Below are 21,969 nucleotides of genomic sequence, written 5' to 3' on the forward strand. Positions count from 1 at the left end.
TAAAATGGTGGGAAACTTGACTTTTAGGGACTTCGGAGTGGATGAAGAAGAAGTAAAAAAGGTAAGGGCAGAGTTAAAATTTGCTGTTAATCTAGGCTTGATAATGGATGATAGCTTACAAGGTGTAGAAAGCAGAAGGCTTGCCAAGGAAGCGGAAACCATTTCCGCCTTAGGTGAAAACAAAATCGTCTATGGACTAAGTTCATACTCCAGGCAGGCATATATAAGATATGAGCTTACAAGATTCAGGCTTGACTTTATAAGTGAGGCTCCAGCTGTAAACTATCAATATACGGATATATCCGAAAAAGCCGCAACCGGCTTCTATGAGAAAAACAGAGATTTATATACAAGAGCTAACGGTGAGAGCTTTGCATTTGACGAGGTCAGGCTTATAGTAAAAAAGAAAATCAGAGAATTGGAGTATGAAAAAAATGTCAACTTATTATGTGAGCAGCTTTAACGGAAACGATGCAAATGATGGACTTAGCGAGAGCTCTGCATTTGGAAGCTTATTTAAGATAAATTCTCTTAAGCTAAAAGCTGGGGATAAGGTTTTGCTTGAAAAGGACTCGATATTTGAACATCAGTATCTCCATATAAGCGCCAGAGGAAGTAAAGAGAGCCATATATTAGTGTCTTCGTATGGTGAAGGGAGTCTGCCTATTATAAAATGCGGTGGTTGTGGCATCTGGTATCAGGATTATGGAAGGGAGCTTGACTCAAAGACTCATACTTTCAAGGGCTATGTGTCCTCTGCGGTTTTACTGTATGACTGCGAATATATTGAGGTTGAGGGGCTTGAAATAAGCAATAAGCCTGTGAATTTCTTTGGAGAGTCCTACAATCAGGCAGACAAGATGAATAGGACAGGGGTGGCTGCAATAGCGAAAAACTGCGGAACCCTCCATGATATTTCCCTTAAAAACCTATATATTCACGATGTAGAGGGCAATGTCTATGACAAGCATATGAACAATGGCGGGATTTATGCGACTGCACTTACACCTGATGATGAGCAGACTACAGGTGTAGCAAGATATGACGGCTTTACGATAGAGGGCTGCACCGTGAGAAGGGTAAGCAGGTGGGGAATAGCTATGGGCTATACCTATGAGCATGATAAATTCCTTGGAGCTTATCTTGAAAAAGAGCCTTTTAGAAAGTATGGGCACGAAAATGTTGTCATTAAAAACAATTATGTCTGCGAAGCAGGAGGAGATGCCATCACTGTTATGTATGCACTAACACCTCTCGTAGAGCATAATACTGGTGATAGCGTAGCAGCCAAGATGAATGACAGAGGTTATAAATACCCTGAAAAGAGAAGTGGCAAGGTGGCAGCAGGCATCTGGCCTTGGAAGTGCAAGGATGCCCTATTTAGATACAATGAGGTGACTGACACTAAGTTAAATCAGGATGGAATGGCCTATGATGCTGACTCGGGAGATGGAACGGTTTATGAGTATAACTACAGCAGGCTGAATGAGGGCGGCTGTGTGATGTTCTGCCTTGAGGAAGCAGTGAACAATACATTCAGGTACAACCTAAGTGTAGACGACCTTGGCGGAACCATAAGTCCTGCCGGCAACCCTGATGCCTATATTGCAGAAAATGAGTTTTATGTAAGGGAAGGCACACCATTTTTAAGAAAAAATATGTCAGGTGGAAAGTATGAGCTGGTTGATAATAAGATTGAGGTGATAAGGGAGAGATAGTACTTAATTACAATTCGCGATTGTTAGAAGGGATAAATCATATGGTTAGCAGAGAAGCCTTTTTGAGACTAATCTGCTAACCCCCTACTTGATAATTTGAAAAATAATCTTTAATTATCATTGTTCCTGAAACTTACCAATTACTCATTTCACATGTTTTAATATTAGACTTTCCCGTCAGTAAAGAAAAGTTTTAAGCTATAAATTGGAATTAAAGGGCTTATCCAATGGGAATAAGCTTCCACTGCTGGGCAAGACCACCGACGTAACTCCAACAGAAGATAGAATTTCCATTTCCTTGTATCGACTGAGTCAGTACCAATCCGCTCTTTTGATTTTTAATATAGTAGCAGCCGTTTGAAATTGGTACAAAAGTCCAGTGTTGGTCAGAATTTCCAACATAATCCCAAACATAAACAATGGAGCCGTTTTTAGTATCATAGCAGTCTAGAGCCTTTTTAGTTCTATCATTTAAGATTTTATAATTATTGTTCTTACCTTTTTCGACTACCCATTGTTGACTGTCTGAAGCTGTCCACGAATAGGAATAACAAGTCTCTCCGTTTTTAGAATTCCAATTATCGAGAACGTCTTCTGTGGCGCAATTAACTATTTTATATTTTTGCCCTGATGTTATATGTTTTGCAGAGATATCTACTGGACCTAAATCTGTAAAGGTCCATAACTGTGAGTCGTCACCGGTGTATAAGTTTGCCTCTGTGGGAGAACCGTTGAAATTACCACTCGAAGCTAAAACTTTTCCTGTTTTGATATTTTTAATTTTGCAATAGTTCTCATACACCTTTGTAATTTCCCAGTGTTGATCTGGTGCAAATACATCATCCCAAATATAGACTATATTTGGAGTGTTATTGTCATAATTATCTAGGGCTTTATGGCTCCATCGATTAATTAGTTTATAGTTATTTATGCCCAGAGATGTAACACACCATTGCTGATTATGGACGCCAGTCCATTCGTACTGGTAACATGTGGTGCCATTATTATGGTTCCAATTATCAAGTACTAAATTGTTTGCTTTGTTTGTTATTTTATAGGAATGCCCATTTTTCAGATTGATAGAATTCTCTCCGGACGTTATGTTTAATTCTGCAGTATTAATTTTGAAACTCCATAAACCTGCTTCGTCTGAAGAGGAAAGAGCAATAATCAACCTATCTCTATCAAATACTTTTCCATAATCATCTCTAGCAATAGCTGAGTTATGGTTACTTATATATCCTGTGCATCCTTGGTTATATTTATATATTACATTCCATTTTCCTGTAGAATTTTCAAAATCCTTTTTAGAAAGAGTTGCAATCAAAGTTTCTCGACAGCTCCTCTTGCTTTCGTCCCATATATGTTCAGCAGCCATAAAATATACTTGTCTAGTCTCATCAAATGCAACATGTGAGGCGCAAGTATGAGAAATACCATCGACTAAACCGTTTCTGGTTACATCGTGCTCTTGTCCCATATAATAACTATTAACATTAGAAAAATCAAGATCTCTATACTTACAATAATCATCAATACCATCGCTATAACGATATATAATTCGGACTAATCCCTTTTTATCCAATGAAATCATACTATCCTGTCCAACTCCCCAAGAATCTGTGTCAGGAGCATGAATGACAGGATTATTATCATATTTTATCCAAGGGCCCTCAATAGAATCTGAAAATGCAATACCAATTTGATTCCTATTACAATCCCACTGAGCCACACCCAAATAAGTCAATGCCCAAGAATAGACATGGTTATTATATGTAAATTTTCCATGAATAACATCTGGATCACATACATGACAGGTATCCCAACCTGATGAGGAAGGACCAAAAGCAATGTTTTCACGCCCACAAGACCATATGCCATTCGAAAATGTACATTTTCTCCAACATATGTAATCTATTATTTTTGATGATTCCTTGTTGCTGCAGTAATAAATGTAACGCGTATTAGTGTCAGTTTGAATCATGCAAGGGGCGTAATTATAATATTCTCCAATATTTTTTTCAAAAAGTGGCAACATTCGGGAAGACATTTCTGCACTTATTTGAGGTTCTTGATAAGAATACAACACACATGTAAAATTCAAGTAAAATATACAAGTAATTAAAATAAAGAAACTAAATTGTGATTTGATTTTGCACATAAATAATACCTCCATTTCGTTTGGGTTATCGTTATCTCTTAAAACAATAATATTAAACTATTGATAATTTCAAAATACACCATAATAGAAAGAAAATCAATGTCAAATATGCACAAATTAAATAGATGATAATTAGTAAAAACGCTGATAAATCATTATTTTAAAAACTAATTATTGACATTTAGTTGAGTTTGGTGTATTTTGAAATAAATGAGAAAACGTTTTATCAAAAGAGGTGTTATGAATTGAGCAAAAAAATTACAATTAAAGATATTGCCAGAGAAGCCGGGGTATCCGTAACCACAGTATCCAGAGTAATAAATAAAACAGGACGCATAGGGAGCAAGACAAGAGAAAAAATCAATAAGGTTATTGAAGAGTTTGGATACCATCCTAACTCTGCTGCACAAAGTATGAAAACAGGACGCACGAGAAATATATTTTTTGTAGTACCGGACATAACTAATCCGTTCTACGCTAGCCTGGCTAAAGAGCTGCAGTTATTAAGCAGAGAAAAGAACTATAACATTACTCTATATAATACTAATGAATCACTTAAAGAAGAACTAAGGGCAATTGAGACCGCTTGTGAAGTCTGTGCTGGTGGAATAGTCTTTGCGTCTATTAACGAGAGCAGAGAAGTTATTGACAAATTACTTGAAGCCGATATTCCGGCAGTACTGCTAAATTCTTATTTAAAATGCGAATTTGATACTGTTCATGGAGAAATAAATGCAGGGACATATTTATCAACTAATTATTTGATAGAAAACGGGCATAAAGTTATAGGTTTTGCTGGAGCACCAGCAGATACAACAGTTGGAAAAAGTAGGAAGCAAGGATACATAACTGCACTTCAAAATGCAGGATTAAATGTAGATGAAAAGCTATCCTTTGAAATGGGATTCTCAGAAGATGCAGGATACAAAGCGGGAAAATATTTCTCGACATTAAAGAAAAAGCCAACTGCTATATGTTGTGCTAATGATATCGTCGCTATGGGAGTACTAACTGCACTATATGAGGAAGGTATTGTTGTTCCTGATGATATTTCTATAGTTGGCATGGATGACATTATTTACTCAAGAATATCAAGACCTCCTTTAACCTCTGTCTCAAATGATAGCAATGTTTTTGCAAGAAGCGCATTTTCTATGCTTTTTGAACGAATAGAAAACACTTACGAAGGAGAACCGCGTGAAATTATAGTTGAGAGAAATCTCATCATAAGAGAGTCGGTAAGTACAAACAAATGTAATTAGGCAGATTATCTGTTTAATATAAACGATGAGAAAATCAGGAGGGAAAACGATGAAAAGGAAGAGTATTTTAATTCTAACAACTATTATTTCTCTATCAATAGCTGCCTGTGGAAGTAATAGTTCAAATGGGAATGCAGAAAGTTCTAGTAGTAAAAAACAAGATATGAAAGTCGAGAACCAAGAAAAGTCAACAACGTCAAGCTCTAATGGTTTAAAACTCAAGCTAATGTTAACCGGTGCAGGTGTGTGGGAGGATAAGCTTCAGCCTATAGTTGATAAATATCAAGAGAAAACAGGCGTGAAAGTTGAATTTGAATGTTATGAACATACTAATTATTTCCCAGCACTTGAAGCAATCATGAGCACGAAAAGCTCTGATGTAGATATAATTGGTGTAGATGCTCCTATGACGTCTGGATATGTTGAATCAGGATACATTACACCACTTAACGATTATTTAACAGATGACGAAATTAAGGAATTTGTTCCAGCTGCAATATTAGCAGGATCCTGGAAAGGAAAATTCTATGCCCCACCTATGAATAACTCCGCACAGGCTTTGTACTACAATAAAGGTTTGCTCGAGCAGGCTGGAATTAAAATACCTGAACCAGATCCAAGCAACAGGCTTACTTGGGAAGAAGTTGTAGAGATGTCAAACAAGGCTTTGAAAGTACTGGATCCCGAAAAAACGAAGGGTATTAATGGAATAGTATTCGAACAGTCTAATACCGCATATCAAATGTTGGCATTACCAGAAAGTTTAGGAGAAGCTGCCATAGGGAAAGATGGTTATACTGTTGATGGTGTCATTAATACACCAGGATGGATAAAAGCAATGACGTTTTTCCATGATCTTTATGAAGATGGACTTTCACCACGAGGTTTAAGCTCTATGGAAAATCAAGGAACATTTACATCTGGAAAGACATTGTTTTTTGTTGGTGGAATTTGGTGTGCCAGCTTAGATTATGCAGACGGAGTAAATTGGGACTACACATACACACCTGCATTTAAAGGATATGAGAACAAAGTTGCTACCTGTACAGGCTCTTGGCATCTTGGAGTTTCGGCATTTAGCGAGCATAAGAAGGAAGCAGCAGAATTTGTTAAGTTCCTAACTCTTGGTGAAGGAAATGACATGTGGCTAAAGGCAAACGGGGATATTCCAGCAAGAGTCTCAGTCGTAGAAAGCTATATGAATGATAAAAAATATGCAGAATATCCACTTAGTATACAAAGGATTGCTGCATTTGAAGCAGCAAATACAGCGGTTCCACGTCCGATTACACCTGCTTATTCTGAGTATGAGTCACTGATAAATGCGATGCTTAGCGATATATCAAATGGAGCAGATCCTACAGAGGCAATAAAGAGCTGTGTAGAAAAAACGGATAGTATTATGAAAAAGTATAAATAGTTAGTAATGAAAATATTGTACCTACCTTTGCTGTTAGTAAAAGGTGGAGGTAGGTATAAGATGAAGGAGGCATAATGAGGGTGAGTACAAATATAAAGAATGTCAAAATATTTCCTTATTTACTGGTTCTTCCCGCACTTGCCCTTATTATCATATTTAAAATGTATCCAATAGTTTTAAATATTTGGGTAAGCCTTCGCTGGAAAGATTCATTTTCTATAATTAATTATTTCAATATCATTACGGACAATGCATTTTGGAAATCACTATGGATAACGCTGAAATTCAACTTGATTTTGACTCCGCTTCAGATAGTAATATCTTTAGGTATGGCGTTACTGGTAAGCAGAAAGATCAAAGGTATTGGTTTTTTTAGAACTATCTACTATTTACCGGTTACTATCTCTATAACGGTAGCTTGTATAATGTGGAACATGATGCTTAATCCGCAAAATGGAATAGTAAACAGCATTTTACTAAAAATCGGAATAAACGCACAGCCTTTTTTCACTGGAAATACCCAAGCACTGGCCAGCATCATGGCATTATCAAGTTGGAAGGGTTGTGGATATTGGATGATGTTTTTAATGGCAGGAATAAAAGATATTGATGTTTCTTTATACGATGCAGCTAAGATGGATGGGGCCTCATATTGGAAAACGGTATTTTACGTTATAATTCCTGCACTAAAGAAGACGTTTGCGTTTGTATTGATTGCAGACACAACATCTAATTTATTATTATTTGCACCTATGTATATGATAACCAAAGGTGGTCCACAAGATTCAACCAATGTATTGATGTATGAGGCATATAAATCAGCATTTATATACGGTGATCAAGCTAGGTCAGCAGCATTAATGACAGTCTTGCTCTTGATTGTCGGAGTAATTGTAGCAATACAATTTGCTTTTTTGAAGAGAGGTGACTAACTTGAGAGAAAAGAACTCTACAAGAATAATTTGTATAATTTTACTTATTTCACTGACATTCATTGCCATATTTCCTCTTTTATGGGCAATCACATCGTCGCTAAGACCTGATACGGAAATATACAAGTATGCATTACCGTTTCAGTGGCATACTTTTATTCCGGTCAAATTTACTTTTGATTCGTATAAGTTATTATTTACAAAATTTCAATTTCAGAAACCTATTTGGAATACATTAGTGGCATCATTTGTGACAGTTATATTAAGTTGTGCTGTTAACTCTGTTGCTGCATTTGGATTTACGTTTTTTAGATTCAAGGGAAGAAAAATTTTGTATGCGCTTGTCCTGGTGTCATTTATGGTGCCATTTGAATCGATTGCGATTCCGTTATACAAAGTTGTTTATCAACTTAACTGGATAAATACATTCTGTGGAATAATAGTTCCAGGGTTAGCTGACGGACTTGTTTTATTTTTATTTGTGCAATTTTTCTCGAGTGTTCCAAGTGGACTGTTTGAAGCGGCAAGGATTGATGGAGCTAGTTGGTGGCAGATATATTTAAAAATTCTATTGCCTATTTCAAAAGCAGTAATAATAACTGCGGCATTAATGGTTTTTATAAACCAGTGGAACTCATTCCTATGGCCACTTTTGGTCGCACATGGTCGCAATATTAGACTGATACAAGTAGCACTTTCAGATTTTACGGCAGAGCATGTTACGTTGTGGTCAAGTTTATATGCTGCTTCTGTTGTATCAGCACTTATACCATTGGTATTGTTTTTGCCATTCCAAAAATATTATGTTGAAGGAATCACATCTGGAGGAATCAAAGGCTAATTACTTTAAAGGAGGAAATGGATGATTATAGTAGTTGGTAGTATTAATATGGATGTTTGTCTAAATGTTGATAAGATACCCGTTCCTGGAGAAACAGTAATGGCTGAAAAAGTGTCAAAAAATTGTGGAGGAAAAGGAGCAAACCAAGCTGTCGCGGCTGCAAGACTTGGTGCTGAAGTAATTATGCTAGGGTGTGTTGGGGAGGATGAAAACGGAGATAGCCTACTACACTCTCTCGAAATGTCAGGAGTCAAAACAGAATATGTAATGAAGGTGCCCGTTGCATCCTCCTCTGCGTATATTTGTATCTCGAAAAAGGGAGATAATTCAATTGTGGTTGATTCTTCAGCAAACCGCTTTGTTACAGTAGACTACATAGAAAAAAATAAATTTTTATTTGCAGATGCTAAGTATTGTATATTGCAAATGGAAATTCCTGTTGAGACTATCAAGTGCGTGATAAAACTGTGTAGAACTTATAATGTTAAAATTATCTTCAATCCATCACCATTAAGTGAATTCGATGTTAGATTGATACAAGGAGTGGATTATTTAATTCCTAATGAGATTGAATTATCCGAAATAATGGGTAAAAAATCGGATTCCTTATGTGATTATGACTGTATTAAATTTCTAAAAGAAAATGAAATAGGTACTTTGGTTGTTACACTGGGAAGCTTGGGCTGTAAGATATTTGATAACGTTAACGAGACTGTGTTCATTAAAACAAAAGAAAGAGAAGCGATAGATACTACCGGTGCGGGAGATACTTTTTTAGGAGCATTTGTAACTGCAATATCAGAAAGGAAACCGATAGAATATGCAGCAAACTTTGCGAATATTGCATCAGGAATCGAAGTGATGCGACCAGGGGCACAGAGATCGATGCCTACAAGAGAGGAAGTTGAATATGAATATAACGAAAATTTTAGTTGATACCGATATTGGTCCTGACTGCGATGATACGGCGGCTATAGCTATGTTAAATATTTATTCTAATCAGGGAAAGTGCGAAATCTTAGGAATTGCACACTGTACTTCAAATCCCTATGGAGCTGGGACGATAGATGCGATATGTAGGTACTACGGAAATGACAACATTGTTATTTCTACATATCCCAAGGAAAATTTTCTTAACGATGATAAATGTAAAATTTACAATAAATACATAACAGAGAATTTTGATAATCGATATAAAACAGCTCAACCAGAAAGTTCATTGAAAATGTATAGAAGAATATTAAGTGAACAACCAGACAAAAGTGTTGAGATTATAGCTATTGGTCCACTCAACAATTTATCAGAACTTTTAAACTCAGGAGCGGATGAATATTCTGAAATGACAGGAGTAGAACTTGTACACCAAAAAGTTAAGCGTCTTGTGGCAATGGCAGGAGTATTTAACTCGCCAAGTGCTGAAACTAACGAAGCATTTAAGAAGTTAATTGGAGAAGATATATCGGAGTTTGTTGAGTATAATGTGGCTTGTGACATAGAGGCTGCACGGAATGTAGCTATTAATTGGCGTACCCCAAAGATATATTTAGGATTTGAAGCTGGGCTAATTGAGACAGGGTTAAGTTTGAAGAAAAAGGAAAATGCTGAAAATCCAGTAAAATTAGCATATGAGTTATATACTGAACATGGGCTAAGATATAGTTGGGACTTAATGACAGTAGAATTTGCAATCGAAAATGAAAGTAAACATTATGTGCTGTCCGAGTATGGTAGGGTTAATTTTGATGAATTAGGACATACAATTTGGCAAACTGATAATGAAGGATTGGATAGATATGTTATTTGGGCAGAGTGTAAAGATAAGATATCGGAGGATATAGAACAGACACTTCTTTTGAGATAAATTTTCAAATAGAGGAATATGGAATCAATTTAGTTGATTGTTAAAGCAATATGTATACTTAAAAAGAAATAATAGTTTCAATGAGTTGCTAATGGGCAGAATCAATTTTAGGCTCTGCCCATATCTGTATTATATGGATGTTATGAGACAAATCAACAAGATTTATCTAAAGAAGTTTGGTTGTAAATATGACAACTATTAGCATTATTCATGTAAAAAAAATTTCGTTAATAATCAATAAGCTTATAAGATTGAGAACCAATATAATCTAATGATAATGTTGAAGGACACTATAAATACTCCCCCAGCATCTCATTAACAACCTCCCTTATCTCATTAGCGGCCGCCTTAGCATAACCGATGCTGATTCCGATATTCTTAGCGACATTTATCAGATGCGTTATATCGGGGTTAGCACCTTCTCCATCTACTGTGGTAGCGTGTTCACCTCCAAGTGAATTGCTATAGGTTAGGTCGTAGGCGGGAGAAAGAATCCAGCGTTTTTCATCTTCAAGGTAAATATACGAAAAATTCTTGGAGTGATCGTCCCTGTTGTGAGCAAAAACATTGAAGCACATAAGCCTGTATAGCTTTTTACATTCACTTATATCCTTAGTCAGTTCCAATGTAAGCCTCATAAGGAGGTTATAATCCAAATTAGGCAGTCTGTGCGATGTTTCAAGAAGTCCGGACACAGATACCATATGCATTTTGTATGGCGGAGTTTGAAGTCTGTCAAATCTTTCCACTCCAAAATACCCCGAGCATAGCCTTGAAGGAAAAAGCCTTGTTTCAGGCATTTCTATACCACACGCCTTCGCACAAAGAGAGTAATCATATTCAAGTTTACCTATATTTTTATTATCTTCTTTAGAATGGAACTTGATGATGTAATCTTTATCCTCTATAGTAGTAAGAATCTTTGGCCTGGCGCCTCCTGAAGAACCTCCCAGAATAAAAAGTTCATCCAGTTCAGACGAATATTCGGTATTCAACAAATTGCTGCACTCTATGCAAAGCTCATCCAAATCAAGGTTTATCACATTATTTTCAATATCTGCCATAGGCTTATAGTTTAGCGCGCCCATGCCTGAATCGCCTACAATAGAAAGCCTTTCAAGGTTGCCGAGTTTAGCAGGGTTTATTTTATTTTTCAGCATAAGCCTGTCAACTAATAGTCTTCCCCAGCCATCAGGCAGGCTGTCATTAAATACCCCGAAAAGCCCGTCAAAAGGCTCCATCTTAGGTATGAATAAGTCTTCTTTTAGAGGGAGGGAAAACGGACTTATTGAAAATCCTGTCTTAAGCCAGTCCTTAGAGTATTGGAAGGCTGCAAAATAATCCTTGTACAGGGCTAGAGTTCCAACCTCTCTATCTCCGTAATTTACTTTCAAGCTTTGTATTTTCATCTATTAACTCCTGAATTGATTTATATGGTACTTCGCTAAACAGATTATTAAGCTCTTCCTCCAATTCAAGAGCTATGGAAAGTTTAATTAGTGATGTTAGCGAAATTTCGCCTGTGTGTTCAAACCGCTTAAGAGAGCCAAGGCTTACACCTGACTTTATGGAAAGCTTTTCCTGTGAGAGTTTTCGCCTCTTTCGTATACTGATGAGGTTATGTGCTATGTTGTTTGAAATCTCAGGAGGAGTTTTCTGTGTTAAATTAATCATAGCTAATATATTATCCAAAATAGGCTTAAATGTCAATAACTGGATAATATATTAGCTATAATTATATCTGAGATGTGAGTGCTGAAAGCGTTTGGAACCCAATGATAACGATTGCATAAATATTTATGGAAAATGTTTGTGTAGATGCTATTATAATAGTAAAGTTACTTAGACTTGCTCTTTTCAAGGACTATTATAGCTTTGATTTTTAGGAATCTTGCGAAAATATTTGTAGCTGGGTCATTTGTATATTTACATAAAAACAGGAGAAACTTATGGCAGATAATCTTATAGTTATACACGGGGGAGGGCCGACTGCGGTGATAAATTCCTCCCTCTATGGGGTATTAACATTTGCAAAGAAGGATGAAAGAGTAGGGAAAATCTATGCTGCAAAAAACGGTACGGGAGGACTCTTAAAGGAAGACTTTATAGACCTTACAGATGTCTCTGATGAAAGACTGGAGCTGCTTAAACAGACTCCGGGTACTGCCATAGGCACATCTAGAGATCCACTTGAAAAAGAGGATTATGAAAAGATGATAGACATCCTCTTAAAGCATGGGATAAAGTACGTACTCTTTAATGGCGGCAACGGCACCATGGATACCTGTGGCAAGCTGTGCGAGGCATGCAAGAAGCTCGGTAAGGACATATATGTGATGGGGATACCAAAAACTATGGACAATGACCTTGCAATCACAGACCACAGTCCGGGATTTGGAAGTGCTGCAAGGTATATAGCAACAAGCGTTAGGGAGCTATGCTTCGATGTTGAAAGCCTGCCTATCCATGTGGTGGTGGTTGAAGCATCTGGCAGGAATGCCGGCTGGATAACCGCAGCAAGTGCTCTTGCTGACAAAGAAGGCAGATATGCGCCTGACTTGATATATTTGCCTGAAGTTCCATTTTCAGAAGAAAGATTCCTCGAAGATGTGAGGGAGAAGCTTAAAACCAAGAAGGGCATAGTGGTGGTTGTCAGCGAAGGACTTAGCGATAAAGAGGGAAAGCCTATAGTTAAGCCCATATTTCAGGTTGGCAGGGCGACTTACTTTGGAGATATAAGCTCCCACCTTGCAAATCTTGTGATTAAGGAGCTTGGCTACAAGGCAAGGGGTGAGAAGCCGGGACTTCTTGGCAGGGCATCCATTACCTTGCAAAGTGAGATAGATGTCGAAGAAGCCATACTTGTAGGCATTGAAGCTGTAAAGGCTGTACTTAACGGAGAAAACGGCAAGATGATAGCCTTATCAAGAAATGAAGGAAATGAGTACGGAGTTCATACTACAGCAGTAGACATAAAGGATGTAATGATGTTTGAAAAGAAGCTTCCTGAGAATTTTATAAATGAATCTAAAAACGGAGTGACTGAGGATTTCATAAAATGGTGCGAGCCTTTGGTAGGGAAAATAGGGAATGAAATGGTGAGTTTTAAGTAGTATATATAAAATTTAAAATAACGAGGTGAGAATATGTTAGTAAATATGAGGGATGTATTAAGGGCTGCAGATGACAATTTATACGGACAGGGTGCGTTTAATGCCAATTCCGTAGCACAGATAAAGGCTCTTGTCGAGATACACGAAGAGCTTAGAAGTCCTGCCATTATTCAGGGAGCCAATCTCGCCAATGGCTTTATGGGAGGCTGCATTGATTTTCCAAAATGCACACTTGAAGACAAGAAAAAAGGTGCTAAGAACATAGGGGATGCGGTTAGAAAATACGCTGAAAACAGCAAGATTTCTGTTGTACTGCACCTTGACCACGGCAATGACTTTGATGCCTGCAAGGCTGCCATAGATGGGGGCTACACCAGTGTTATGATAGATGGCAGCAGCCTTCCTTACGAGAAAAATGTGGAGCTTACCAGAGAGGTGGTAAAGTATGCTCACGAAAGAGGAGTATCTGTTGAAGGCGAGCTGGGAGTACTTGCAGGAGTAGAGGATGATGTATTCAGCGAAAAGAGCAGCTATACCAATCCTTTGCAAGCTTTGGATTTCTTTAAGAAGACAGAGGTAGATGCCCTCGCTATAAGCTATGGAACCATGCATGGACCTAACAAGGGTAAGAATGCAGTGATTAGAAAGGAGATTGCTATCGCTATCAAGGAGATAATGAGGCACGAGGGAATTGACGGATTTCTTGTAAGCCATGGCTCCTCTACTGTTCCTCAGTACATAGTTAAGGAGATAAACGAGCTTGGCGGCGACATTACCAATGCCTACGGCATAGACGTAAACCAGCTGGTAGAGGTCACAAAGAGCGGAATCAACAAGGTAAATGTAGATACAGACATTAGGCTTGCTACCACAAGGAATATGAGGGAATTGTTTAAGAACAAGCCTGAGCTTAAAAATGTGCAGTACTGCGGTGAGATATTTAAGCTCCTTGAAGCAAACCCTAAGGTGTCAGATCCTAGAGCCTACTTACACCCTATAATGGATACTCTTATGTATGGAAATATTCCAAATGAAGGAGTGGCTGAGATAGTAAGAGAGGTAGAACTTGCAGTCAAGGAAACTGTCGGAACTCTGATAGTCAAGTTTGGCAGTGTAGGCAAAATGCCCCTTGTAGTGCCTCATACGCTTGATGAAATGGCTGATTACTACAAGAGTAGAAAGTAAGGAGGAAGGATGAAAAAGTATTTATTTCTTAACTTAAAAAGATTTGATGTACTGAGAGAATTTGGCGGCGTTAATGGGAACTTAGACCTTAAAAACTGGTCTGTTAACATTATCAAAAAGATAACCGAGCCATTAAAGGAGATTAAGGCTAAGTCAGATGTCGAATTTGTAATGTATCTTCCGGAGCTTCATTTATTTAATGCCTTAGAGGCTGCTGATGAAACTATATCTGTCGGCTGTCAGGGCATCTTCTATGAAAATGTGAGTAAGGGAGGCAACTTTGGAGCATTTACAACTCACAGGGTAGCTGCGGCAATGAAGCAGATAGGGGTAAAGGATGTGATTATAGGCCATTTTGAAGAGAGAAAAGATAAGAACAATCTCTTATCAATGGCGGGGACTGAGGACAAGGCCTTGGTGAACAGGATATTAAACAAAGAGCTTGCCCTTGCCATAGAGGCTGGCATTACTCCATTATACTGTATTGGGGAGAGCCTTGAAGAGAGACAGACTTCCTGGAAAGAAGTTCTTAAACTACAGATAGAGGAGGGCTTAAAGGGGATAGACTTGGGCAAGGTAAAGATTGCCTATGAGCCGCTTTGGGCTATAGGACCGGGCAAGACTCCGGCTACAGCTAATGAGATTAAGGAGGTGGCAGACTTTATCAAGTCAATTGTTGATGTGCCCGTACTTTACGGCGGCGGCCTTAAGAGTGATAATGCTGCTTCCATTTCACAGATAGAAGGGGTGGATGGCGGTCTCATAGCACTAACCAGATTTACCGGGGATATAGGATTTTACCCTGAGGAGTATTTGGAGATAATTAGGCTGTATTTGGGGTGATAAAAGGATTTTAATGGGGGTTATTTTAATTATAGGGAGTTAAAGCCTTATGATTTTAATAATAAATTAAACAGTGAACAATTCACACGAGGAGGTATTTATGAAAAACTTGGTTAAACTTACAGCAGCCTTAGTATGTATGGCAGCAGTAATGCTTACTGCTTGTGGAGGTAATGCAGAAAAAAAGTCGGATATTAAGGCTAGTACAGTATCAGAAAAGAAACAGGAGGCTTCTGAAAAAAAGACTGAAACAGTAGAATTAAATGTGGCTTACATGCCGAACTATTGCAGCCTATGGGGAGTTGAAAATGCAATTAATAAGAAATATTTGGAAGAGGAAGGATTGAAAGTAAATCTTGTGGAATTTCAGGATGGACCTACAATCATAGCGGCTATGGAATCAGGTAGTATTGACATAGGATTCATAGGTCAGGGGGCGCATAAACTCTGTATAAATGGTAAGGCTAAAATATTTGCTCTCTCACACATTTCAAATAGTGACGCAGTTATAGCAGCAAACGGAATAAGCAAGATTGAAGAACTAAAGGGAAAGAAAGTCGCATATTCATCTGGAAGCTCAAGTGAGGATATTCTTGTCAATTCGCTAGGCAAAGTAGGCATGAAAATGAGTGATATTGAGGCTATAGATATGGATGCTGCTACTATAGTTACTTCTATGTTATCCGGTTCTGTAGATGCCTGTGCAACCTGGTCGCCTAATACAATTAAGATACTGGAGGAAATGAAGGGCTCAGTAAAACTGACTGATAATATGACATTTGCTGATAAAACGGTTTCACTTGACAGCTGGGTGGTTATTCCTTCTTATGCAGAAAAAAATCCTGATATAATATTGAGGTTTACAAGGGCGTTATTTAAGGCAATGGATTATGCTGCAAATGAGCATTTTGACGAAACATCAAAATATATTGCAGCGCAGACAGCCCAGGATTATGATGTTGTTTTTGCACAGAGATCAGATGCCAAGTGGCTTACAGGAAAAGAAGTAGCGAAAGGCGCAGCTGATGGAAGCATTGAAAAATACTATGAATTACAGAAAAAACAATTTATAGAGTCAGGTGCAGTAGAAGCAGACCCTCCTGTTTCAGATTATGTGCTATTTGACAATATGATCAAGGCGGGAGAATATTAAATCTGCTAAAAGATATAAGCAGAATATAAACATTTCATTCGGAGGTAAACATGAACTTAAATTTTGAGTATGGACATGGCTTCATGAAGGCGGAATTGCCTGATAATACAGATATATTTATACCGGGAGAGACAGTTGCAGACCCACCTCACATACCGGAGGAGCTCCTTGTGGAGAAGACCCTGTATTCTATCAGGCATCCTATAGGGATGGAGCCTATAAGCAAGCAGGTTAAGGCAGGAAGCAAGGTTACCATCATCTTCCCTGACAGGGTGAAGGGTGGAGAACAGCCTACATCTCACAGAAAAATCTCCATAAAGCTAATATTGCAGGAGCTATACGATGCAGGAGTTAAGAAAGAGGATATCCTCCTTATCTGCTCAAACGGGCTTCATAGAAAAAATACTGAAAAAGAAATAAGAGGGGTACTAGGAGATGAGCTCTTCTTTGAATTCATCCACACTGGACAGATAATAAACCACGACAGCGAGGACTACGAGCATCTTGTAGACCTAGGGAAGACTCCTCAGGGCGACCCTGTAATCATGAATAAATATGTCTATGATGCGGACTTTGCAGTACTTATCGGACATACTCAGGGCAACCCTTATGGTGGATATTCAGGAGGATACAAACACTGTGCAACAGGTATTACCCACTGGCGTTCAATAGCAAGCCACCATGTGCCAAAGGTGATGCACAGAGAAGACTTTGTTCCTGTCAATAACAGCTCCGCTATGCGCCACAAGTTCGATGAAATAGGCTCATATATGGAAAAATGCATGGGCAAGAAATTCTTCTGTTGTGATGCTGTCCTTGATACCAAGTCAAGGCAGATAGAGATAAACTCAGGCAGTGCTGACGGAGTACAGGAAAAGGCATGGGTAATGGGAAATCAGAGAACCTACGTGCCATTTGCAGAGAAAAAATACGATGTGATAGTTTTTGGTATGCCTCAGTTTTTCCACTACGGAGACGGCATGGGTACCAACCCTATCATGCTTATGCAGGCCTTATCTGCTCAGGTTATCCGCCACAAGAGAATAATGAGTGATAACTGTGTCTTCATCTGCTCAAGCACCTGTAACGGATATTTCAACGAAAGGCTGTGGCCTTATCTCCCTGAACTCTTTGAGCTGTTCAAGGAAGAGGGAAATACCCTGGTTGATCTAAACAGATACGGGGAGTACTTTGCAACAAATGAGGAGTATATAAGAAAATACCGTTTCGCTAATGCTTTCCATCCTTTCCATGGCTTTAGTATGATATCCTGTGGCCATCTGGCTGAAAAACATACATCAGCAATCTACCTTGTGGGTGCCGAAAAGCCGGGATATGCAAGGGCTATGGGCTTAAAAACCAGGGAGACTTTTGAAGAGGCACTTAAGGATGCAAGGCTTAAATATCTTCCAAAGGAGCCTAACATCCTTGCCCTCCCAAGAACCTTTACCACAGCTGCAGTCCACCTTATGATGAAGGACGATGTGATGCCTTTAGCAGACAGATACTTAAAATAAGAAAACCAGAAATCAGGGTGTCAGTGAGTTTTGACATCCTGATTTTTTACTCCTGTTATGCAATCGTTTGCCTAAATTTGTGTATTGATTTGCCTAAATTTATGGTACAATATCCTTACCTTATAAGGCAAAGGGGAAAAGCATGGAAAAGAATACAACCCTTAAAGATATAGCTGACAAGCTTGGAATATCAGTATCAACTGTTTCAAGAGTAATAAATGGCAATTCGGTAAAGGCAGCGAACAAAAAGCTTCAGGATGATATCTGGAGGACTGCCAAGGAGCTAAACTATGTTCCCAATACCGCAGCTCAGCTTCTAAAGAGGAGCAGGGAGACAGACAGGGAAAGCCTTAGAACGATAGCCTGTGTATTTGCAAGGGCTGACACAGACCAAAGCGATCCGTTTTTTTCAGAAATATCCAGGGCGCTTGAGACTGAGCTTCTAAGACAGGGCTTCATTATGAAGTATTCCATTTACAATAAGGGACTGCCACAGGCGGTACTTGAGACCTTTCTTAAGACTGAAAGGGTGGATGGAGTCATCATACTTGGAAGACCTGATAAGAAGATAATCGAGTTAGTGTGTAAGTACAACAAATATGTAGTCTATGTAGGACTTAACAAGATTGAGGGAGACATAGACCAGGTTATCTGTGACGGCTATGAAGCGGGAATGGCTGCATTGAAGCACTTACAAAAGGCAGGGATAAGAAAAATATTTTATCTTGGTGAGACAAAAAGTGAAGCAAGGTATAAGGCATTTAAGGACTTTATGAGGCAGCATGGACTGGCAAAGGAGCCTGCTGACTATACCATAGAATCACCTTTTAGACTTCATGCGGCCTACGATAAGATGAAGCACTTCTTAAAGAAGGGGGAGCTTCCCGAAGGGCTGTTTTGTGGCAATGATCTGGCAGCACTTGGTGCACTTAAGGCCCTAACCGAAGAAGGAATTAAGGTGCCAAAAGACATATCGGTTATAGGGATTGATGATATTGCAATGGCAGGCTTTTCAACCCCAATGCTCACTACAGTAAGCATTCCCAAAGAACAGCTCGGTAAAAAGGCAGCTAAGTTCATAGTGGACAGGATACTTAATGGAAATGACATAAATGTAATAATGATGATTCCTTTCAAGTTGATTGAGAGGGAGTCTGCAAAAAAAGTAAAAGAGGTCAAAAGATGATTAAGAACAAAAAAATAGTTTTAACAGCATTATTTATAGCACTTGGACTGACCTTGCCTATGATAACCGCCAACGTACCAATGATAGGCAATATGCTGCTTCCTATGCATTTCCCTGTTATTATCTGCGGTCTTATATGTGGAGCGGGTTATGGTGCTCTGGCAGGTGCGATAACACCACTGTTAAGAAGCTTTATCTTTGGTATGCCTCCTCTTTTTCCGATTGCGGCAGCTATGGCATTTGAACTTGCTGTATACGGCGCTGTAGCAGGACTTGTTTATGTGGTTATTCAAAAGAGCAAAGGTTCGGTTTATCCTGCACTCATTATATCAATGCTATCAGGCAGGGCAGTTTGGGGAGTGGTAAGCTTTATATTATTTAGAATGATGGGCAAGACACTTACACTCCAAATGTTCATTGCAGGAGCATTTACAAATGCGGTACCGGGAATAGTAGGACAGCTAATCATCATCCCTGCGCTTATGTATTATCTTGCAAAGCACAGGGCTGCATCAGTAGAAACTATATAGGTATGAAATGAAATATTCTTATGAGGAAATAAAAAAACTTGTAGAAAAATATATGCAGGATGAAGATGAAAGCCCTGTTTTAATTGCAATTGACGGAAACTGTGCCGCAGGCAAGACAACGCTTGCGGCAAGGCTACAAAGCGACCTTGGCGGCAATGTGTTTCATATGGATGATTATTATCTGCAGAGCTACCAAAGGACAAGGGAGAGGTTAAGGGAAACAGGCGGTAACGTAGACTATGAAAGATTTAAAAAAGAGGTGATTGAGCCTCTTAAAAAGGGTGAAGCAGTAGGGGTATATGCCTGCATTCACCCTGATTTCGTTTTAGAATACAGAAAAACACTCGAATTTAAGAGGCTTAACATCATAGAAGGCTCTTATTCCTGTCATCCCTATTTTAACTCTCCCTACAAGCTTCAAATCTTCGTAGAGGCTGATTATGAGCTACAGATTGAAAGGATTAGAAAGAGAAATGGGGAGGTAATGCTTCAAAGATTTATAAATGAATGGATACCCAAGGAGAATGAATATTTCAGAAAAATGAAGATAAAGGAGAAATGTTTACAGATAAAAATGTAGAAAGAAAAAGGATGATAAAAAATCATACTTATAATCAGACAGGCACAGTGGTACAATAGCCTTAACTTGATGAAGGGAGATGGTTACATGAAGAAAAAAAGTAAACTCCAAACAATCCCTAAGCAGTTATGGCTATTGTTTTCTTTTTTGGCAGCCATGGTGGTATGGTACCTCTTATCCATAAACCCACAGACTGCAAGAAGTTTTCCAAATGTAGTCTTAACAGTAGAATCTGTGAAAACGATGATTAACAGGGGGGTTTTCTTTACAGACATTAGCAGCAGTTTGATATCGGTGAGTGTAGGATTTTTACTGGGCTTTGTATTATCCTTACCTACTGCTATACTTATGGCTTGGTATGCCCCGGTAAGAAATATTATCGAGCCTTGGATACAGTTTATCAGAAATATTCCACCTCTTGCTTATGTTCCACTTGTAGTTATTTCAGCAGGTGTGGGCAGGAGGCCACAGATTATAGTAATTACTATTGCGACCTTTCTTATAATGACGGTTACTATATATCAGGGTGTTGTAAATGTGGATGAAACCCTTATAAAGGCTGCCAGGGTACTTGGTGCAACTGATAAGGATATATTCTTTAGAGTTATTGCTCCTGCGACTCTGCCTTTTATAATAACAGCCATAAGGCTTGGAAGCTCGACAGCTCTAACCACGCTGATTGCGGCAGAATCAACAGGAGCGGTTGCAGGACTGGGTATGAGAATCCGTTCGCTAAATAACAGCTTTGAGTCGGCGCCTATGCTTATGTACATCATTATTATCGGTATCATCGGTATGCTGGTAGAAAAGCTGGTTAAGTTCTTAGAGAGGAGGTTTACATCATGGCAGGAGAAGAGAGAAGTGTAAGCGGTAATGTAAAGCTTCAGATAAACAAGTTAAGAAAGGTATTTAACACAAGAAACGGTGAAATGATAGCCCTAAACGGGGTGGACCTGGATATAAGGGAAAATGAATTCATCTGTGTTGTAGGACCATCAGGCTGTGGTAAATCTACCTTACTGAATATAATTGCAGGACTCTCGGAGCCAACATCAGGAGAGGTATACTGCGATGGCAAGCTTGTCAAGGGAACAGGCACTGAAAGAGGAGTGGTATTTCAGCAGTATGCCCTATTTCCTTGGCTTACGGTAAAAAAGAATGTAATGTTCGGACTTGAACTTGAGGGAATCAAGGGAAAAGAAGCCGAAGAAAGAGCCATGAAATACATCAAAATGGTTCAGCTTGAAGAGTTTGCTGACCATTATCCTAAGGAGCTTTCGGGTGGTATGAAGCAGAGGGTTGCAATTGCCAGAGCCTATGCGGTAAATCCTTCAATTTTGCTTATGGATGAGCCTTTCGGAGCCCTTGATGCACAGACCAGAACCCAGCTTCAGCAGGAGCTTTTGGAGACCTGGGAGAAGGAGAGAAAGACCTGCTTTTTCATCACACATGACGTGGATGAAGCTATCATCCTTGCTCAAAGGGTTATCATAATGAGTGCAAGACCTGGAAGAATCAAGGAGATAGTAGAGATAGACATTCCTTATCCTAGAGATCAGGAAACCAAGATGTCACCTAGATTTTTGGAGCTTAAGAACCATATTTGGAGCCAGGTATACAAGGAATATCTGGAAGTAAAGAAGTAATACCTGCGTGCAGGATATTTA

At 38.8% G+C, this 21,969-nt stretch carries 21 protein-coding genes; 18 read left to right on the forward strand and 3 right to left on the reverse strand.

Annotated features, from left to right (window positions below; translation table 11 throughout):
- Nucleotides 1-4: 4 nt before the first annotated feature.
- Nucleotides 5-463, forward strand: coding sequence for a hypothetical protein (locus JJN12_RS00120; protein ID WP_208427784.1), 459 nt, complete (start codon nt 5-7; stop codon nt 461-463).
- Nucleotides 426-1,718 (forward strand): polyhydroxyalkanoate depolymerase, encoded by a 1,293-nt coding sequence (locus JJN12_RS00125; protein ID WP_208427785.1) that lies wholly within the window; start codon nt 426-428, stop codon nt 1,716-1,718. The genes JJN12_RS00120 and JJN12_RS00125 overlap by 38 nt, the downstream gene beginning before the upstream one ends.
- A gap of 220 nt (nt 1,719-1,938) precedes the next feature.
- Here the strand turns inward: JJN12_RS00125 and JJN12_RS00130 are convergent, their stop codons facing one another.
- The gene (locus JJN12_RS00130) at nt 1,939-3,879 is read right to left on the reverse strand and encodes an RICIN domain-containing protein (RefSeq protein WP_208427786.1); all 1,941 of its coding nucleotides are present in this window, start codon (nt 3,877-3,879) and stop codon (nt 1,939-1,941) included.
- A 245-nt stretch (nt 3,880-4,124) separates the two neighbouring features.
- On the opposite strand from JJN12_RS00130, the gene JJN12_RS00135 reads away from it, so the two are divergent.
- From JJN12_RS00135 to JJN12_RS00160, 6 genes are all read left to right on the forward strand, one after another.
- Nucleotides 4,125-5,141: a LacI family DNA-binding transcriptional regulator gene (locus JJN12_RS00135; protein ID WP_208427787.1), complete on the forward strand. Its 1,017-nt coding sequence runs from the start codon at nt 4,125-4,127 to the stop codon at nt 5,139-5,141.
- A 49-nt stretch (nt 5,142-5,190) separates the two neighbouring features.
- Nucleotides 5,191-6,561: a sugar ABC transporter substrate-binding protein gene (locus JJN12_RS00140; RefSeq protein WP_208427788.1), complete on the forward strand. Its 1,371-nt coding sequence runs from the start codon at nt 5,191-5,193 to the stop codon at nt 6,559-6,561.
- Between the two features lie 80 nt (nt 6,562-6,641).
- Nucleotides 6,642-7,493: a carbohydrate ABC transporter permease gene (locus JJN12_RS00145; RefSeq protein WP_328706776.1), complete on the forward strand. Its 852-nt coding sequence runs from the start codon at nt 6,642-6,644 to the stop codon at nt 7,491-7,493.
- Nucleotides 7,486-8,334 carry a carbohydrate ABC transporter permease gene (locus tag JJN12_RS00150; RefSeq protein WP_328706777.1) on the forward strand — a complete coding sequence of 283 codons (849 nt, stop codon included), beginning with the start codon at nt 7,486-7,488 and terminating at the stop codon, nt 8,332-8,334. The genes JJN12_RS00145 and JJN12_RS00150 overlap by 8 nt, the downstream gene beginning before the upstream one ends.
- Before the next feature lie 21 nt (nt 8,335-8,355).
- Nucleotides 8,356-9,270 (forward strand): ribokinase, encoded by a 915-nt coding sequence (rbsK, locus tag JJN12_RS00155; protein ID WP_208427791.1) that lies wholly within the window; start codon nt 8,356-8,358, stop codon nt 9,268-9,270.
- Nucleotides 9,245-10,195, forward strand: coding sequence for a nucleoside hydrolase (locus tag JJN12_RS00160; protein ID WP_208427792.1), 951 nt, complete (start codon nt 9,245-9,247; stop codon nt 10,193-10,195). Before rbsK ends, JJN12_RS00160 begins: the two co-directional genes overlap by 26 nt.
- Nucleotides 10,196-10,485: 290 nt before the next feature.
- Here JJN12_RS00160 and JJN12_RS00165 read toward each other — a convergent pair whose 3' ends face one another.
- Both JJN12_RS00165 and JJN12_RS00170 read right to left on the reverse strand, forming a co-directional pair.
- Nucleotides 10,486-11,604: a type II toxin-antitoxin system HipA family toxin gene (locus JJN12_RS00165; protein ID WP_208427793.1), complete on the reverse strand. Its 1,119-nt coding sequence runs from the start codon at nt 11,602-11,604 to the stop codon at nt 10,486-10,488.
- Nucleotides 11,567-11,869 (reverse strand): helix-turn-helix domain-containing protein, encoded by a 303-nt coding sequence (locus JJN12_RS00170; protein ID WP_208427794.1) that lies wholly within the window; start codon nt 11,867-11,869, stop codon nt 11,567-11,569. The genes JJN12_RS00165 and JJN12_RS00170 overlap by 38 nt, the downstream gene beginning before the upstream one ends.
- A 275-nt stretch (nt 11,870-12,144) precedes the next feature.
- On the opposite strand from JJN12_RS00170, the gene JJN12_RS00175 reads away from it, so the two are divergent.
- The 10 genes from JJN12_RS00175 to JJN12_RS00220 all read left to right on the forward strand — a co-directional run bounded on the left by JJN12_RS00175 (nt 12,145) and on the right by JJN12_RS00220 (nt 21,948).
- Complete coding sequence (locus JJN12_RS00175; RefSeq protein ID WP_208427795.1) at nt 12,145-13,308, forward strand: diphosphate--fructose-6-phosphate 1-phosphotransferase; 1,164 nt, start codon at nt 12,145-12,147, stop codon at nt 13,306-13,308.
- A 33-nt stretch (nt 13,309-13,341) separates the two neighbouring features.
- Nucleotides 13,342-14,493, forward strand: a complete 1,152-nt coding sequence (locus JJN12_RS00180; protein ID WP_208427796.1) for a class II fructose-bisphosphate aldolase — start codon at nt 13,342-13,344, stop codon at nt 14,491-14,493.
- 9 nt (nt 14,494-14,502) lie between these two features.
- A complete protein-coding gene (locus JJN12_RS00185; RefSeq protein WP_208427797.1) occupies nt 14,503-15,336 on the forward strand; it encodes a triose-phosphate isomerase family protein in 834 nt (277 codons plus the stop codon).
- A gap of 100 nt (nt 15,337-15,436) precedes the next feature.
- The gene (locus JJN12_RS00190) at nt 15,437-16,489 is read left to right on the forward strand and encodes an ABC transporter substrate-binding protein (RefSeq protein WP_208427798.1); all 1,053 of its coding nucleotides are present in this window, start codon (nt 15,437-15,439) and stop codon (nt 16,487-16,489) included.
- Between the two features lie 50 nt (nt 16,490-16,539).
- Complete coding sequence (locus JJN12_RS00195; RefSeq protein WP_208427799.1) at nt 16,540-18,006, forward strand: lactate racemase domain-containing protein; 1,467 nt, start codon at nt 16,540-16,542, stop codon at nt 18,004-18,006.
- 142 nt (nt 18,007-18,148) lie between these two features.
- On the forward strand, nt 18,149-19,192 hold the full coding sequence (locus JJN12_RS00200) for a LacI family DNA-binding transcriptional regulator (protein ID WP_208427800.1): 1,044 nt from the start codon (nt 18,149-18,151) through the stop codon (nt 19,190-19,192).
- A complete protein-coding gene (locus JJN12_RS00205) occupies nt 19,189-19,722 on the forward strand; it encodes an ECF transporter S component (protein WP_208427801.1) in 534 nt (177 codons plus the stop codon). The genes JJN12_RS00200 and JJN12_RS00205 overlap by 4 nt, the downstream gene beginning before the upstream one ends.
- 7 nt (nt 19,723-19,729) lie before the next feature.
- On the forward strand, nt 19,730-20,302 hold the full coding sequence (locus tag JJN12_RS00210) for a uridine kinase family protein (protein WP_208427802.1): 573 nt from the start codon (nt 19,730-19,732) through the stop codon (nt 20,300-20,302).
- 87 nt (nt 20,303-20,389) lie between these two features.
- Nucleotides 20,390-21,169: an ABC transporter permease gene (locus JJN12_RS00215; protein ID WP_208427803.1), complete on the forward strand. Its 780-nt coding sequence runs from the start codon at nt 20,390-20,392 to the stop codon at nt 21,167-21,169.
- The gene (locus JJN12_RS00220) at nt 21,145-21,948 is read left to right on the forward strand and encodes an ABC transporter ATP-binding protein (protein WP_208427804.1); all 804 of its coding nucleotides are present in this window, start codon (nt 21,145-21,147) and stop codon (nt 21,946-21,948) included. Before JJN12_RS00215 ends, JJN12_RS00220 begins: the two co-directional genes overlap by 25 nt.
- Nucleotides 21,949-21,969: the final 21 nt, after the last annotated feature.

The organism is Catonella massiliensis (assembly GCF_016651435.1).
Taxonomy (GTDB): Bacteria; Bacillota; Clostridia; order Lachnospirales; family Lachnospiraceae; genus Catonella; species Catonella massiliensis.

Coding starts and splice junctions, on each gene's coding strand:
- JJN12_RS00120 (WP_208427784.1), top strand. CDS start 5: ATGGTGGGAAACTTGACTTTTAGGGACTTCGGAGTGGATGAAGAAGAA.
- JJN12_RS00125 (WP_208427785.1), top strand. CDS start 426: ATGAAAAAAATGTCAACTTATTATGTGAGCAGCTTTAACGGAAACGAT.
- JJN12_RS00130 (WP_208427786.1), bottom strand. CDS start 3,879: ATGTGCAAAATCAAATCACAATTTAGTTTCTTTATTTTAATTACTTGT.
- JJN12_RS00140 (WP_208427788.1), top strand. CDS start 5,191: ATGAAAAGGAAGAGTATTTTAATTCTAACAACTATTATTTCTCTATCA.
- rbsK (WP_208427791.1), top strand. CDS start 8,356: ATGATTATAGTAGTTGGTAGTATTAATATGGATGTTTGTCTAAATGTT.
- JJN12_RS00160 (WP_208427792.1), top strand. CDS start 9,245: ATGAATATAACGAAAATTTTAGTTGATACCGATATTGGTCCTGACTGC.
- JJN12_RS00165 (WP_208427793.1), bottom strand. CDS start 11,604: ATGAAAATACAAAGCTTGAAAGTAAATTACGGAGATAGAGAGGTTGGA.
- JJN12_RS00170 (WP_208427794.1), bottom strand. CDS start 11,869: ATGATTAATTTAACACAGAAAACTCCTCCTGAGATTTCAAACAACATA.
- JJN12_RS00175 (WP_208427795.1), top strand. CDS start 12,145: ATGGCAGATAATCTTATAGTTATACACGGGGGAGGGCCGACTGCGGTG.
- JJN12_RS00180 (WP_208427796.1), top strand. CDS start 13,342: ATGTTAGTAAATATGAGGGATGTATTAAGGGCTGCAGATGACAATTTA.
- JJN12_RS00185 (WP_208427797.1), top strand. CDS start 14,503: ATGAAAAAGTATTTATTTCTTAACTTAAAAAGATTTGATGTACTGAGA.
- JJN12_RS00190 (WP_208427798.1), top strand. CDS start 15,437: ATGAAAAACTTGGTTAAACTTACAGCAGCCTTAGTATGTATGGCAGCA.
- JJN12_RS00195 (WP_208427799.1), top strand. CDS start 16,540: ATGAACTTAAATTTTGAGTATGGACATGGCTTCATGAAGGCGGAATTG.
- JJN12_RS00200 (WP_208427800.1), top strand. CDS start 18,149: ATGGAAAAGAATACAACCCTTAAAGATATAGCTGACAAGCTTGGAATA.
- JJN12_RS00205 (WP_208427801.1), top strand. CDS start 19,189: ATGATTAAGAACAAAAAAATAGTTTTAACAGCATTATTTATAGCACTT.
- JJN12_RS00210 (WP_208427802.1), top strand. CDS start 19,730: ATGAAATATTCTTATGAGGAAATAAAAAAACTTGTAGAAAAATATATG.
- JJN12_RS00215 (WP_208427803.1), top strand. CDS start 20,390: ATGAAGAAAAAAAGTAAACTCCAAACAATCCCTAAGCAGTTATGGCTA.
- JJN12_RS00220 (WP_208427804.1), top strand. CDS start 21,145: ATGGCAGGAGAAGAGAGAAGTGTAAGCGGTAATGTAAAGCTTCAGATA.